General features: G+C 36.9%; 11 protein-coding genes. 4 read left to right on the forward strand and 7 right to left on the reverse strand.

What is annotated here, in order from left to right; translation table 11 throughout:
- Positions 1-98: 98 nt before the first annotated feature.
- Positions 99-1,748, reverse strand: coding sequence for a patatin-like phospholipase family protein (locus ACHZAX_RS14020; protein ID WP_320019572.1), 1,650 nt, complete (start codon positions 1,746-1,748; stop codon positions 99-101).
- 1,027 nt (positions 1,749-2,775) lie between these two features.
- On the opposite strand from ACHZAX_RS14020, the gene ACHZAX_RS14025 reads away from it, so the two are divergent.
- Positions 2,776-3,162, forward strand: coding sequence for an endonuclease domain-containing protein (locus tag ACHZAX_RS14025; RefSeq protein WP_320019573.1), 387 nt, complete (start codon positions 2,776-2,778; stop codon positions 3,160-3,162).
- Positions 3,163-4,168: 1,006 nt separating this feature from the next.
- Here ACHZAX_RS14025 and yidC read toward each other — a convergent pair.
- The 4 genes from yidC to ACHZAX_RS14045 all read right to left on the reverse strand — a co-directional run bounded on the left by yidC (position 4,169) and on the right by ACHZAX_RS14045 (position 10,770).
- The gene (yidC, locus tag ACHZAX_RS14030; protein ID WP_320019574.1) at positions 4,169-6,007 is read right to left on the reverse strand and encodes a membrane protein insertase YidC; all 1,839 of its coding nucleotides are present in this window, start codon (positions 6,005-6,007) and stop codon (positions 4,169-4,171) included.
- A gap of 107 nt (positions 6,008-6,114) precedes the next feature.
- The gene (locus ACHZAX_RS14035) at positions 6,115-7,713 is read right to left on the reverse strand and encodes a CTP synthase (RefSeq protein WP_101308953.1); all 1,599 of its coding nucleotides are present in this window, start codon (positions 7,711-7,713) and stop codon (positions 6,115-6,117) included.
- Positions 7,714-7,983: 270 nt separating this feature from the next.
- Complete coding sequence (locus ACHZAX_RS14040) at positions 7,984-10,020, reverse strand: DUF349 domain-containing protein (RefSeq protein WP_320019575.1); 2,037 nt, start codon at positions 10,018-10,020, stop codon at positions 7,984-7,986.
- 315 nt (positions 10,021-10,335) lie between these two features.
- Positions 10,336-10,770, reverse strand: coding sequence for an Hsp20/alpha crystallin family protein (locus ACHZAX_RS14045; protein WP_101308951.1), 435 nt, complete (start codon positions 10,768-10,770; stop codon positions 10,336-10,338).
- A 269-nt stretch (positions 10,771-11,039) separates the two neighbouring features.
- On the opposite strand from ACHZAX_RS14045, the gene trmD reads away from it, so the two are divergent.
- Positions 11,040-11,717: a tRNA (guanosine(37)-N1)-methyltransferase TrmD gene (gene trmD, locus ACHZAX_RS14050; RefSeq protein ID WP_101308950.1), complete on the forward strand. Its 678-nt coding sequence runs from the start codon at positions 11,040-11,042 to the stop codon at positions 11,715-11,717.
- A 121-nt stretch (positions 11,718-11,838) separates the two neighbouring features.
- Entirely contained in the window at positions 11,839-12,936 is a 1,098-nt protein-coding gene (locus ACHZAX_RS14055) for an IS4 family transposase (protein WP_320017662.1), read from the forward strand.
- A gap of 43 nt (positions 12,937-12,979) precedes the next feature.
- Here the strand turns inward: ACHZAX_RS14055 and rbr are convergent, their stop codons facing one another.
- Positions 12,980-13,558, reverse strand: a complete 579-nt coding sequence (gene rbr, locus ACHZAX_RS14060) for a rubrerythrin (protein ID WP_320019576.1) — start codon at positions 13,556-13,558, stop codon at positions 12,980-12,982.
- Positions 13,559-14,095: 537 nt separating this feature from the next.
- Between rbr and ACHZAX_RS14065 the strand changes: the two genes are divergently transcribed.
- Complete coding sequence (locus ACHZAX_RS14065; RefSeq protein ID WP_101308948.1) at positions 14,096-14,848, forward strand: TorF family putative porin; 753 nt, start codon at positions 14,096-14,098, stop codon at positions 14,846-14,848.
- A 214-nt stretch (positions 14,849-15,062) separates the two neighbouring features.
- Here the strand turns inward: ACHZAX_RS14065 and ACHZAX_RS14070 are convergent, their stop codons facing one another.
- Positions 15,063-15,716 (reverse strand): 7-carboxy-7-deazaguanine synthase QueE, encoded by a 654-nt coding sequence (locus tag ACHZAX_RS14070; protein WP_306597569.1) that lies wholly within the window; start codon positions 15,714-15,716, stop codon positions 15,063-15,065.
- Positions 15,717-15,889: the final 173 nt, after the last annotated feature.

The raw sequence follows: 15,889 nt of genomic DNA on the forward strand, positions 1-15,889 counted from the left end.
TTTTGAAACTATTTAATTTGATAATTGCGGGCGGATACTTTTCATGATTTTTTGACTTTCATTAAATCGCATCAACCATTTAAGCGGGTGATAAATTGCTAGACCATAAACAATGGATTCTCATTAAATTTTCTCCAATCTTTTTCGAGTAGTTTGTACATGTCATCTATTTCTTTCGAAGAGATATCATTCTCCTTCAGCTCCAAAATATAATTCATCAGGTTGAAGCAAGTGGTAAACTGACCGCATGCTATGAGTGAATCCATTCTATCGGTAGAGACATCCTCTTTATCCCACCACAATGATGTTGGAGCTTCGGAGGCTATTAATGCAACCTGCTTCAGCTGCTTTCCTGCCGGGGTGATTTGTATGTTGTGCTTGAAATTGTTTTTGTACAATGTTTCTTTGCCATTCAACTTATACACAGTAGATGTGATGATTCTATTTTTCAATTCCTCTTTGGAGTAAATCAAATTGTAATTTAAGCGTCTGATCTGTTTCAGGAAAACATCACTTACCATTTTAGCCCCCGATGTGGCTCTTTCAATCAGCATTCTTTTCACCAAATCAATATCCAGTCTCTGAAAAGACATTACTTCGTCCAACAACTCCTCCGGAACATTCTTCTCGAATACCGACTTCACTTTTCGCAGCACATCACTCTTTAAATACCCTGCAGCAACACCGATTAAGGATAAACAAAGACCGATACCTGTTACTACTCCTCCCAGCACATAAATGGATGGCCAGGCTCTCCCCTTAATTAATTCCAAAGAATTAATCAGCATCAAAACAATGCCTGCCAACAGAGTTGCCCAATATGCCCAGTGAAACCGGAAGTAGTTTAGCAATTTCAGCACCATTTTCCGAACTGTTACCTGAGAAGAACCGGTAGAAGAATCGCCCAGCCAGGGAACCATTTTATAACTCCCCACATCGTTCACAATAATTAAATCCAATGCTTTACCGCGTTTCCCTTCCATGGATTTGTTGATGTTCATCATGCTGCCAATTCCTTGATTATCGACGATTCCTCCATCCATTATACCAACACCTTTGGCAAAGTTGTCCAGCCTTTTTAAAGCTTTATAGTCTAAATCATTCCTGTCTTTAAAGTAATCATCAGGAAATAGTAATGGTTCAAAACCTATCGGAAAACATGATGATGAGGCTACAATGTCTGCAAGGTCAATTTTTCCGTTTATTTTATTGATCTCAGTGCAATTCAATGGATTGTTTCCAAACTTTCCGGTACTTTGAAACCGGAAAGCCAATCCGAAAGAGAAATCAGTAGCATTAAAACAAACATGCTTTAAATTTAAAGAGGTCATATTTTTAAACATCTCAAATTTCCCCTTGAATATATCAAGATCGGAATAGGCAAGGGCGAAGGCATTGATTAATGATCTTTTCTTGTACGAACTGTTCTTCCAGACTGAATTATCCTCCAATTTTGAAATTGCATTTTCGAGCAGCCGGTCTGCCCCGGGAGTAAATGTTGAATAAAAACGATCGTAAAAAGAATCGAATTTGAAATTGGAATCCTGCACTGCTTTTGCATAAGCCACTGCCAGCAACGTGCCGCCACTAACCGAACTAATGGCCTCAACATTGCTAAGGAGCGGCTTTTTCTTAAATTCTATTTTATTTAAATAAGATATTACTCCTAATGAAAAAAACGTGGCCCGATATCCTCCACCGCTAAAGCAAAGTCCAATACTTTCAAAAGCTTCAAATTTAGTTTCCATTCTTGTTTGTTTTTGATTTTAACAGATATAGTTTGTTTCGTGTTTCACAAATAATCAGGAGGCAACATTTATCCCGGTTCTCATTCAAATTATTTTTGCTTTAAAGATATTGCCCAAATAAGTATGAGATCATTCATTTTTAGCAATACTTAAGTTAATCATATTTAATGCAACCAAAAAAAATAATTTCCTATTCATTCTCATTTAAAAGAAGATGACCGACTCTTAACAACCAAATATCCTATCTAACGATACAAACAAATAACAATCAACAGCAACTACCCTATTTGTTTACAGAAAAAATCATTTCATCACAAATAATGAGATGCTTGCCTGCAAACAATGAATTATCCATCAGATATCAGCTAATCATATTCTACGCTTATTTTTCAATGATTTATATTCAACAAATCTACATCGCCACTATTTACTTGGGGTACCGCAACCTGACACATTTTAAAATCACAACAAACAAATAACCTTCTGTTAAAGTATTTTTTATATTCAACTTAAACTTCCTGTGTTCAATCGTTTATTATTGAATAATACCTCTCCCTACTTTTTACTAATTGTAAAACTTCTCCCCATATAAAAACCTCAGACTGATCTTTTCTAAACACCTCACCCTAGCCCTCTCCTGAAGGAGAGGGGACTGCACATACACAATCAGAGGAATACTCCCCTTCTACTTTAGGAGAAGGGGTTGGGGGATGAGGTTTTGCACCAAAAAAATACTTCGCACCAAACATTCCAGATCAAAAAACCTCTCACTAACCCTCTCCTGAAGGAGAGGGAACTGCAAATGCGCAATCAGAGGAATGCTCCCCTTCTACTTTAGGAGAAGGGGTTGGGGGATGAGGTTTTGCACCAGAAAAATACTTCGCACCAAACATTCCAGATCAAAAAACCTCTCCCTGGCCCTCTCCTGAAGGAGAGGGAACTGTAAACACACAATTAAGAGAATGAACCGAGGGATGAGGTATTATGAACAATAATTTTTAAATTACACAATCCTAAATTTTATAAAATGGTAGATTACAAAGAGTGCTTATTTTATGACGCTTCCCCTGAAATTCATTCTCGGGCAAAAGAATTGAGAAGAAACATGACTGAATCTGAGAAACTACTCTGGACGGAAATCAGAAATAGGAAACTAAATGGTTTAAAATTCAGAAGGCAACATCCTATCAATATCTTCATTGCTGATTTTTATTGTCATGAAATAAAACTGGTAATAGAGCTCGATGGCAATATTCACGATTATGAAGAAAACAAAGAATATGATGAAGGCAGAACTGCGGAATTGGAATATTTAGGAGTAAAAGTTATTCGCTTTACAAATGAAGAGGTGATGAATTCAATGAATAAAGTCTTGGCACAAATAAAGGTGTTCTGTAAGCAGATTTCTTTTTAATTTCTCAGATAGCTTCACAAGAATCCTCTCCCTGGCCTTCCAAAACAAAGTACCTCACCCTAGCCCTCTCCTGAAGGAGAGGGAACTGCACATACACAATCAGGGGAATGCCCCCCTTCTACTTTAGGAGAAGGGGTTGGGGGATGAGGTGTTAAACCAGAAAAATACTTCGCACCAAACCGTACAGATCGAAACACCTCTCCCTGGCCCTCTCCTGAAGGAGAGGGAACTGCAAATGCGCAATCAGAGGAATGCTCCCCTTCTACTTTAGGAGAAGGGGTTGGGGGATGAGGTTTTGCACCAGAAAAATACTTCGCACCAAACCTTCCAAATCAAATACCTCTCCCTAACCCTCTCCTGAAGGAGAGGGAACTGCACACAATCAGGGGAATGCCCCCTTTCTACTTTAGGAGAAGGGGTTGGGGGATGAGGTGTTAAACCAGAAAAATACTTCGCACCAAACCTTCCAGATCAAATACCTCTCCCTGACCCTCTCCTGAAGGAGAGGGAACTGCACATACACAATCAGGGGAATGCCCCCCTTCTACTTTAGGAGAAGGGGTTGGGGGATGAGGTGTCAAACCAGAAAAATACTTCGTACCAAACCTTCCAGATCAAAAAACCTCTCCCTAACCCTCTCCTGAAGGAGAGGGAACTGCACATGCACAATCAGGGGAATACTCCCCTTCTACTTTAGGAGAAGGGGTTGGGGGATGAGGTGTTAAACCAGAAAAATACTTCGCACCAAACCTTCCAGATCAAAAAACCTCTCCCTGGCCCTCTCCTGAAGGAGAGGGAACTGCACATACACAATCAGGGGAATGCCCCCCTTCTACTTTAGGAGAAGGGGTTGGGGGATGAGGTGTTAAACCAGAAAAATACTTCGCACCAAACATTCCAGATCAAAAAACCTCTCACTGGCCCTCTCCTGAAGGAGAGGGAACTGTAAAACAAAAAAAAGAGCTCCAATACTGGAGCTCTTTCTATATATCAATGTAATAGGATCTTATTTTTTGCCTCTTTGCTTAGCGGCTTCTTCCAAACGTTGTTGGAATTTCGATTTCTTAACCGGCTTTTTCTTATTTGCTTCCAACATTGCCAATACCTTATCGTCATCAACCATAAATTTACGAATGGCTATGGTTTGAAGAACAGTAAATAAAGTTGCAATAAAGTAGTAGTAAGAAAGACCTGATGCATAGTTATTAAACCATCCTAAGAACATTACCGGCATTAAATACATCATGTATTTCATACCTGGCATTTGCTGCGATGATTGCATTTGTCCATTCATACTCGTGTACACCAAGTTGGTACCTGCCATCAACAAGCAAAACAAACTTACGTGATCGCCATACCATGGAATATTCCAAGGTAGTGTCATGATTGAATCGTATGATGATAAATCTTTTGCCCATAGGAAACTTTGCTGACGCAATTCGAATGATGCAGGAAAGAAGCGAAACAAGGCAATCAGGAATGGAAACTGTACCAACATTGGCAAACATCCACCCATTGGGTTTACTCCTGCTTTTTTATACAGAGCCATAGTTGCCTGCTGGCGTTCCATTGCTTTGTCTTTTGGGATTTTCTCATTAATAGCATCTATCTGAGGTTTCAACACCTTCATTTTTGCTGTCGACATGTACGACTTGTAGGTCAGTGGTGCCAAAAGCAACTTAATAATGATGGTTAAAATCAGAATAATGATTCCGTAGTTACTAATAAATCTTTCCAGGAAATTAAAGATTTCAATCACGAAGTAGCGATTGATCCATCCAAAAATTCCCCATCCTAAATTTACCATGGATTCCAATTGAATATCCTTACCATACTTTCGCAACGTTTTGAACTTATTAGGCCCAAAATAAAATTGCATTGGATAAGTTTCAATTTTGTTTCCCTGATAAGGAAGAGAAATTTCTGCTGAGAAATTCTTCAGAACCCTGGAAGTTTCATCCATAGTAGACGATTTCAGCTTTACTCCCTTAAACGCCTCATCAGCAATTAAAACAGAAGAGAAAAATTGTTGTTTAAATCCAATCCACTTTACTTTTGTCGCTAAATCTTCTTCTTTTTCTCCGGCGGCCGATAAACTTTCAACAGCATCTTCGAAAAATTTGTAATACAAAGCGGTGTATTGATTCTCAAACTTACGTCCCTTTTCCTGACCTGGGATATCTTCCTGCCAATTGAAAGTAACGAAATTGGAATTACGGGAAATCACATCCTGCATTCCTACCAAGTTCACAGTAAAATCGACCATATAAGAATCGGGAGCCAAAGTATATTTATACTCAATATACTTATCATCTCCAACCATCAATCGCATACTAACCCCTTTTTCAGAGCTTGTTGCATCTACCGCATCAGCACCATTCGCTTCAACAAAAAACAAGTCCTGAGTGTTCATCGGCTTGTTTTCGGAATAGAATGTTAATCCAAACTTACTGTTCTTTTCTGCCCATAAAAGCAAAGGCAGAGAATCGTGGGTTTGAAATTTCTTCAACTGAACATTACTAATTCGCCCCCCTTTGGTACTCAGGTTTATCTTAACAAATTTATTCTCAAGAGTAATGAATTCTTCCTGCTGATTTACCGCACCAGCAAAAGCACCATAGGATTCTTTCATTGCAACAGTATCCTCTTTTACTTCAGCATATTGAGCCTTTAAGCCTTCCAGTCTGGCAGCTTCGACCTCTTCATTGTGCAGGCGATCAACCCGCGCAATTGAGTCTCTGGTGTTTATGGCCTTGATTTCCTCTTCAGATGGCTTTGTCAGGTACGTATACCCAATCAAAATCGCTCCGATGATCAACAAGCCAAAAATCGAATTTCTATCCATTTTATATTTTTTAAATCTTATGTTCTTAAAAGTAACGAGTACATCTACAGCTTAAAACTCCTCCTGCGAGGTCTTTAAATGCATTAGAGACTCGCGGCGCTCTTATTTTACTCCATTGCCACTTTCACAAACTCTACAAATAAAGGATGTGGCTTAATAACAGTACTCTTGTATTCGGGGTGAAATTGTACCCCAACGAACCATTTGTGTCCTTCCAACTCAACTACTTCAACTAAGCCTGTATCAGGATTCATTCCAGTCGCTTTCATTCCAGCTGCTTCGTATTGCTCTAAATACTCATTGTTAAATTCGTAACGGTGGCGGTGACGTTCTGATATTTCCTTTTGTCCGTATGCTTTTAATGCTTTCGAACCATCTTTCAAAATACAATCGTAAGCTCCCAAACGCATAGTTCCGCCTTTTTCAGTTACGTTTTTCTGTTCTTCCATAAGGTCGATTACCGGATATGGAGATTTAGGATTCATCTCTAAAGAATCGGCATCTTCCAACTTTAATACGTTACGGGCAAATTCAATTACCGAAACCTGCATGCCTAAACAAATTCCAAGGAAAGGAATATTATTCTCGCGGGCATATTTAGTGGCAAGAATTTTTCCTTCAATACCTCTGTGACCAAAACCCGGAGCAACTAAAATTCCTTTAAGGTCTTTCAATTCTTCCTGATAATTTTTATCAGTCAGCTTTTCGGAATGAATCCACTGAATATTTACTTTGCATTCGTTTACCGAACCCGCATGTAAAAACGACTCGGCAATTGATTTATAAGCATCATGTAATTCAACGTATTTTCCTACCAAACCAATTTTAACTTCTGATTTTGGGTTCTGTAACCGATTCAAAAACTTAGTCCATTCAATTAATTTAGGCTCCTTTTTTAAATCCAAACCTAGCTTTTCACAAACAATTACATCGAGTTTTTCCTCTCTCATTTTTAAAGGAACCTCGTAAATTGTTTTTACATCAATCGACTGAATAACTGCATTTGGTTCAACATTACAAAACAATGCTACCTTTCTGCGAACATCATTAGGCAATTCGTGCTCGGTACGTAACACCAAAACTTCCGGCTGCACTCCTGTTTCCAACAATGATTTTACAGAATGCTGAGTAGGTTTGGTCTTTAGTTCGCCCGAAGCAGCAAGATACGGCACCAACGTAAGGTGAATTACAATAGCATCGCGTCCCAACTCCCACTTTAACTGACGAACAGCTTCGATGTATGGTAAAGATTCAATATCTCCAACAGTACCACCAATTTCAGTAATTACTACATCAAATTTATGCTTGGAACCAAGCATTTTGATGTTTCTCTTAATTTCATCGGTAATATGAGGAATGATTTGAACTGTTTTCCCCAAAAAATCTCCTTTTCTTTCCTTATTAATAACATTACGGTAAATTCTACCTGTTGTAACATTATTAGCCTGAGAAGTAGGAATGTTGGTAAAACGTTCGTAATGTCCCAAATCCAAATCGGTTTCAGCCCCATCATCGGTTACGAAACACTCACCATGCTCGTAAGGATTTAAAGTACCCGGGTCTACATTTAAGTAAGGATCCAGTTTCTGATTGGTAACAGAATAACCTCTGGCTTGTAATAATTTAGCCAATGATGATGCTATTATTCCTTTTCCTAATGAGGAGGTTACCCCACCTGTAACGAAGATGTATTTGGTTGTTGACACTTGCTGAACGTTTTATGAATTATTAAAGGTGCAAAAGTAGTTAATTTATGCATTTTTAGGAAACTATTTTCCTATTTCACAAGATCAAATTTAGGGAATCCTGCTTTTCAGATATTTTCCAGATAGAAAATAAGAAAATACAAACGTTTTGCTCTCCCCTAAATTAAACTGAAATACATCTGATAGTTAGAGCCTTCAAAGCTTTTGTATTCAATCAAAAAATCCTCCACTATAAAAATGGAGGATGATATTTATTCCGATCAATTTATTCTATGAAACCAACCCATCAATAACTTTCAATTTTTCCTGAAGAAGTTTCAAACTCTGTTTTCCTTTTTCGATTTTCTCTTCAATTTCCTGAACTATAAAATCTGATGTTTTTGAGGCAGAAAAGAATCCAATGTTATTTTCCCATAAGCCTATATCAGTTTCCAGCTGCTTAATTTTACCAACAATTTTATTTCTCTCGCCAATAATTTTGTCTTCAGAATGATTCATGCTTAGGAAATTATCAATTTTTGATTGAAATTTCTGAACTTCCTTATCCTCTGTTTCCAGATCCATCTTGTCATAAACAGCGTTTAATGCTCTTCTAAAATCCTCCTGTATTTTATCTTTCTTCTTAAAAGGAACGTGTCCTATTTGTGTCCATTCTTTCTGAAATTCACGAAGAACGGCTAAATTTTCCTCATCATCACCGCTAAATTGAAAATTTCGAATCTTATCAATCACTTCCTCTTTAAGTTTCAAATTTTCAGCATGATCAGTATCTACATGATCAAAATGTTTCGATTTACTGCTAAAAAACTTATCACATGCAGCTCTGAACCGAACCCACAATTCCTCTGAAACCTTACGAGGTACAGGCCCTATCTTTTTCCATTCTTTTTGAATAGCGATTAATTTGTCTGTTGTTTCCTTCCAATCTGTACTGTCCTGCAGACCCTCTGCAAACTCGCACAATTCTGTTTTCTTCTCCAAATTATCACCAAGCTTATCCTTCAGCTTCAAATAAAACTTACGCTTTTTATCAAAGTACAGATCGCAGGCAGTTCTGAAACGCTGATAAATTTTATTGTTGTCTTTTTTAGGTGCAAAACCAATTGTCCGCCACTCTTTTTGAAGATCTAAAATTTCCTTAGAGCTCGCATTCCAATCTTTATGAGATTCAATGTTAGCATTGGCTATTAATTCCACTTTATCACACAGAACCTCTTTTTTCTCAAGATTCGTTTTTTGTTCTGATTTTAAACCCTCGTAAAATTCCTGATGATTTCGGTTAATTATTGTTGTGGCCTCCTTAAATCGTTCCCAAATCTCTTCTTTTTGTTCACGGGGAACCGGTCCAATTTCTCTCCACTGTTCGTGATATTTTTGCAAAGTATTAAAAGCCTTCACTACCGAAGGGTCTTCCAATAATTTTTCAGTCTCCTCGCACAAGCGAACTTTAGCCTCCAAGTTCTTTTTTAAATCGAGATCGCGCAGCTCTTTATTAATTTTTATATAATCGTAAAAATTCTCAACATGATGATGATAATTATCCCACAAATCTTTAAGAGCAGCCTGCGGAACCATACCGGTATCGTGCCATTTTTTCTGCAAATCTCTAAATTCCTGAAAAGTTTTATCGAAAGCTTCTTTTCTATTTACCAGATCTTTTATATCCTCAATAATCTGATACTTAATCTGTAAGTTAGTCTCTTTTTCCTCTTCCAAATTTCGGGTCTGAACGATCCGGCTCCCTCTATAATCATGAAGCAGTTCCTTCATTTTCAGCTCTAATTCATCTTTTCCGAAATCAAATTCCTCCTCTTTTCCCCCGCCCTCCAAAAATTTCTTTTTGGCTTCGGCAAGCTCTTCATTGTGCTTTTTATAAAAATTGTGTTTTATTGCATCCAGTTTGCCCTTTAAACCTTTCGCAGGTTTATGCTCCAGCAAAAGAGTTAAGCGGTCAACCAACTCACTTTTTTCCATTATTGTATAATCGGGCTCTGCCTGCACTTCTACCACCTCTTTCTGATCTTCTGAATTACCAACAGATTTTTCCTCCGCAACTTCAGCCACAGAAACATCTTCGTCTTCTTTAACTTCCATTTCGGGAACCTCCCCTTCTGATTCCATTTCCTCATTTATTATTTCGGAAGATTCCTTTTTATCTTCAGGAGTCTCCTTCATTACAGGCTGATCATCTGAAGTTTTTTCTTCAACAGATTCATTCTCATGAGAATCACCACCTGCTTCAGATGTTTCTAAATTTTCATTCGCTTCATTCTCATGTGAGAGGTTCGATAGATCTTTTGCTTTCATGTAGTTTGCATTAGAGTAGCAACTCAATAATTTAAGTGCCTTGTTAACAATACAATTATCAAAGGAATTTTAGGTTCATTCCTTACGAATTTAACTAATTAAGTGTTAATCCTCAAAGATTTTCAATATTTTTCTTTTCCTTATAAAAACAAAGAGGCTCATGCACTACACGAACCTCTTAACTAAAACTAACAAATTAACGAATCTAACATTTTTGTTTTATTTGTAAAATAAACAATTCACACAACAGATTACGGCTTCCTACTTAGCATTTTCACACCTTACAAAAGCCTAAACAACTATCTGATTTTTTAATTACTGAATTGTAATCTCTTTAACTTTAGGCTCTTCCTCCTTAACTTTTGGAAGACTAACAAACAGAATTCCATCCCGAACTTCTGCAGAAATACTTTCCTGATCTATTCCTTCCGAAAGCTTGAAGGCCCGCTCCAACTTAGTTGCACCAAATTCCTTTCTTAAGTATGTTCTATCTGCATCTTCCTCTTTCTCTCCGGTAATTTTTAAAAAACCATCTTCAACCTTTATAGCCACATCTTTTTTTGAAAAGCCCGGGATAAGCATTTCAATCACAAATTTTTCCTTTTCATCAACAACATTTGTACGTGGACTCAAAGAAGCAACTCTTTGTGCTGAATTTTGCAAACTGCCATTTGTTTCTCTAAACAATTGATCCATTATTTGATTTGTTAAAAAATCGTTTGTTCCTTTTGAGTATCTTAAAATTGTCATAACGTTTACCTTTTATAAGTTAATACTATCTTTTTGGGGCTCCGGAATCCAAAAATAATTTTCATTTTCATCCTGTTATTTCCAAAGTTTATACCAACAGGTATTTTTACTGATTAATGACAGAAAAGCCCCTAAAACTTACGACAACATGTCTGTTTATTCATAAAACACAATGACATCTTGTCCTGTTTTTAGAATTACATGGATCGTCTTTCAATTTCTCTTGCAAGCCAAGCTTGGGTTGCATACTTTTACACAAAATTTAAAAAATGAGAATCGATATACTTACCGTTGTTCCAGAGCTGCTGGAAAGCCCACTTAATCACTCCATAATTCAGAGAGCAAAGGATAATGGCATTGCCGAGATCCATATCCACAACATTCGAGACTACTCTGAAGATAAGCACAAAAAGGTTGATGATTACGCATTTAGCGGTGGAGCGGGAATGGTTATGAGACTAGAGCCAATCGTTAAAGCAATTGAGTTTTTAACTGCTCAGAGAACCTATGACGAAATCATTTTCACCACACCCGATGGTGATCTTTACGATCAAAAAACAGCAAACACCTTATCGATAAAAGAAAACATCATGATCCTTTGCGGGCATTATAAAGGAATTGACCAGCGAATTCGTGATCATTTTATCACTAAAGAAATTTCGATTGGCGATTTTGTTTTAACCGGAGGAGAATTAGCAGCAGCCATTATAGCAGACAGCGTAATCCGGCTTATACCTGGTGCTATGGGCGATGAAACTTCTGCTCTCACGGATTCATTTCAGGACAATCTGCTTTCTCCGCCTCTCTACACTCGACCTGCAGAATTCAGAGGATGGAAGGTACCGGATATACTGATATCGGGAGACCACAAGAAAATTGAAAAATGGCAGGAAGAACAAGCCTACGAAAGGACAAGGCGATTGCGCCCAGACCTGTTAAAAGAATAAAAAAAAGCTTAGTACATGACAATAATACAAATCATTGATTTTCAACAAAATAAGCCTCTGTATATTTAGATAAGACGTTGATTTTCATTATCTTAGAAGAATAATACCACTCATTTTTCTAATGAAGAAAATCAACGTCGAGAATAAAAGTAAGGAATTCATATCAATATTGAATACCCATTTTGAAGGAAAAGTTAATTTATCACGTCTGAAATTTATTTCCATGTTTGTGTTTGCCCTATGCAAAGTCCAGACTGTAGGTTTCGAAAAATTAGCTAACGCATTTGATAGTAAGGCTCAGGCAGAATCATGTTTAAGGCGTGTTCAACGTTTTATCGCGCAGTTCATGTTAGATTCTGATTTGGTAGCAAAACTCATTTTTGGATTATTACCCCAAAAAGAAAACTTGAGACTTAGTATTGACAGAACAAATTGGAAATTTGGGAAAACTAATATCAATATCTTCATGCTTGGTGTAACTTATAAAGGAGTGGCTTTCCCTCTGCTGTTTTCTATGCTGGATAAACGTGGCAATTCCAATTGCCGGGAGAGAATTGATTTAGTGAACCGATTCATACGGCTTTTCGGAACGGAATGTATTGACTGTTTGATGGCTGACCGTGAATTTGTTGGAGATAAATGGATCGAATATCTAAATGAAAATCGTATTCGATATTATATCCGAATCAGGAATAATTTCAAAATTTACGTGCCTCATAAAAATGAGGAAATTAAAGCAGCATGGTTGTTTAAATCGCTTAAGTTTGGGGAGTTTGTTCATTATAAACGAATTGTTAGAATGGGATCACAGCTTTGCTATATCTCTGGATGTAAACAAAAAGGCAAAAAAAAAGATGAAGAATTATTGATGATCGTATCGTTCAATAAACCAGAGCAGGCTCAAATAAATTATAAAGAGCGTTGGCAAATAGAAACTTGCTTCAGAGCAATGAAATCAAGTGGCTTTGACATTGAGAAAACACATTTACAAGCCATTGATCGAATTGAGAAACTGACTCTTCTTGTTATGATAGCTTTCGTCTGGTGTTATAAAATCGGAATATTCATACATGAAAATGTGAAGAAAATTAAAATAAAAAAACATGGACGAAAAGCTAAAAGTATATTCAAATGTGGATTATCTTATATTGCAAACGTCTTGTTAAATTCAGAAAATCAGAACAATATAAATGTGTTCAAGTTTTTGTCATGTACTTAGAAAAAAAAGAGACTCTATTGAGTCTCTTTTCACATACAATATACTAGTAATTTTCTCCTTTAATCTCAAAGTACGCCTGAGGATGCTCACATGCCGGACAATTCTTTGGTGCTTTTTTGCCTTCATGAACGTATCCACACTTTCTACAATACCACTTTTCATTTTCTTCTTTTTCGAAAACAGAATCCTCTTCCAAATTAGCCAATAGTTTCAAGTATCTCTCTTCGTGAACCTGCTCAACCTTAGCAATCAATTTAAAAGCAGAAGCTACTTTCTTGAAACCTTCCTCTTCTGCAATACGAGCAAATTCTGGATACAACTCTGTATATTCTTCATTTTCCCCATTTGCCGCTGCCTTTAAATTTTCAGCTGTAGTTCCCACTTTTCCTGCAGGATAAGAAGCTGTAATCTCCACATCTCCTCCTTCTAAAAAGCTAAAGAACCGTTTTGCATGCTGCATTTCCTGCTCTGCTGTTTCCAAAAACAAAGCAGCAATCTGCTCATACCCTTCCTTCTTAGCTTGCTTTGCAAAATAAGTGTATCTGCTTCTCGCCTGAGATTCACCAGCGAAAGCTTTCAATAAGTTCTTTTCAGTTTGAGTTCCTTTAATCGATTTTTCCATTGTTTCTATTTATTGAATATAGTTTCACTATACGAATATCTTGATTTTTAACAAGACACAATAAAGATTCCTGCTAAAACATCATAATTTATAATCAATAAAAAATAAGACTCCCCTAAACTTCAATTTTAGTCCGGTTCCAAACGAACCCAAATTAAAAATTCCACAAGCATAAACTTAATTAACCCATTCCCCTGAACATCATCAACAGCTAATCAATTTTAATCTTAAAAACACCTCACAATCGATTAAAATACTTTTTTTTTCAACAACACCCCCTCATTTAAAACCTTTGCATTGATAAAAATGCATTTTTTTCAACAAACACCCCTTTTTAAAATAGCAATTGTAATTTTTTTTCATACTTTTGAAATCGAAACCCCATCATATTAGGGTTAGGATAGAAATTAGTTGATTCAAGCCAACACCACCCCCTTCAAAAGAGGGGGTGGGTTAGCAAAATTCTTAAAACAATTAGAAACCACATTTTATTCATATTAACTATTTACCACATTTATTAATCTAAAATCTATTACTATGTTGAAAGCAAGAAAATTTTTCGCATTACTTATAGGTACTCTTGTAGTAACAGGAAGCCTGTTTGCACAGGAAGAATCAGGAAACGGAGAAATTTCGTTTGGAGCGGATTTAATGAACAGATATGTTTGGAGAGGAACTCAGTTTTCAACAGGCCCGGTAATCCAGCCTTCGGTTGAATACAGCAATGGTGGTTTCGCTCTTGGAGCTTGGGGATCTTACGCACAGAATGGTGCTGACGGAGCCGAAGCCGATCTTTATGCATCCTACACTTTTGCAGATGATCTATTCACTGCTACTGTTACTGACTATTTTTTCCCAACCGATGGAATTGCTGTTAACAACAGCTATTTTGATTACAAAAAAGCATCTACCGGACATATCATGGAAGCTACTTTAGCTTTTAACGGGAGTGACGGATTTCCAATTAGCATATTAGCTGCCATGAATTTCTGGGGTGCTGACCAAGATACAAATGGTGATCAGCAAAACTCACTTTATATTGAATTGGGCTATGGCTTTAAATATAAAGAAGTAGCTATTGATTTATTTGCAGGTTTTACTCCAATAGATGCAGACGAATCGAAAGGTGAGTCAGGTTTTTACGGAGATACTGCCGGTTTTGTAAACATGGGATTCACTGCATCAAAAGAAATTGCAATTACCGATAAATTCTCTTTACCAGTATCAGCTTCTGTTATCGCTAACCCAATGGCAGAAAATCTATTCCTTGTATTCGGAGTTTCGTTCTAACCACATAACCACACTAACCCAAAGTGAAGCTTCTTTGGAAGCTGGTAAAAAGGCAGTCAGATTTTCTGATTGCCTTTTTCTATTTTATTGTCCCATGCTAAATAGTAGTCAAGAAAAAATAATTCAATTAACTTTTCGAATTGCATTTCTTCATCAAAACTAAAAAAGCTGAATCAACAATTGATTCAGCCTTTTAAATATCCTATATTGCCCGTTACGGTATTCTCATAAACTTGTGCGACTGTAAGGAGATATTCCATTTTGGATTGTTCTTTACGTATTCTACAATTGGTTTTATATTGTGAACATACTGACTCCACTCCGACTGCAAATACAACAGGCAATCATCTCCTACATTTTTTGATAACTCCTCAGCCCATTCAAAATCTTTTTCTAAATCGAAAATAATAACTTTCAGCTCATTTGCTTTTTCATAAGAAGATGGTACAGGCAATTTATTTCTCTTAGGCGATAAACAAATCCAATCCCATTCCCCACTTATCTCGTATGCCCCAGAAGTTTCCAGAAAATTTTCAATATTGTGCTTCTTTAATTCAGTACACAGTGGTTCCAAGTTGTACAGCGAAGGCTCTCCTCCTGTTACAACTACTGCTTTGGCAGGCGATTCAACAGCTTTTCGAACGACCTCTTCAACAGAAATCAGGCGATGTTCTGCAGGATTCCATGAAATCTTACTGTCGCACCACCGGCAACCGATATCACATCCTCCAATACGAATAAAATAAGCTGGCTTTCCTGTGTGATATCCTTCACCCTGTATGGTATAGAAATCCTCAACCAGAGGTAAATCTGTTCCTTTATCGAATATTTCTTTGTACTTGTCTTTCAAATCGTTCTTCTTAACCAATGATAAAATCCTAATTTTTGGTTGTTCAGTAAACTGGGATACAAAATTACACGCTTTTTAAGGATTTCAAAATCAAATAGGAATATTATTTAAACTGATTCTCGTTTACAATAAATGCTTTTAAATATATTCTTTAAAGACAAACACATTATGATGAGTTTAAATTTTTCCTT

Origin of the sequence: Labilibaculum manganireducens, from assembly GCF_963665805.2 — a bacterium.
Classification (GTDB): domain Bacteria; phylum Bacteroidota; class Bacteroidia; order Bacteroidales; family Marinifilaceae; genus Labilibaculum; species Labilibaculum manganireducens.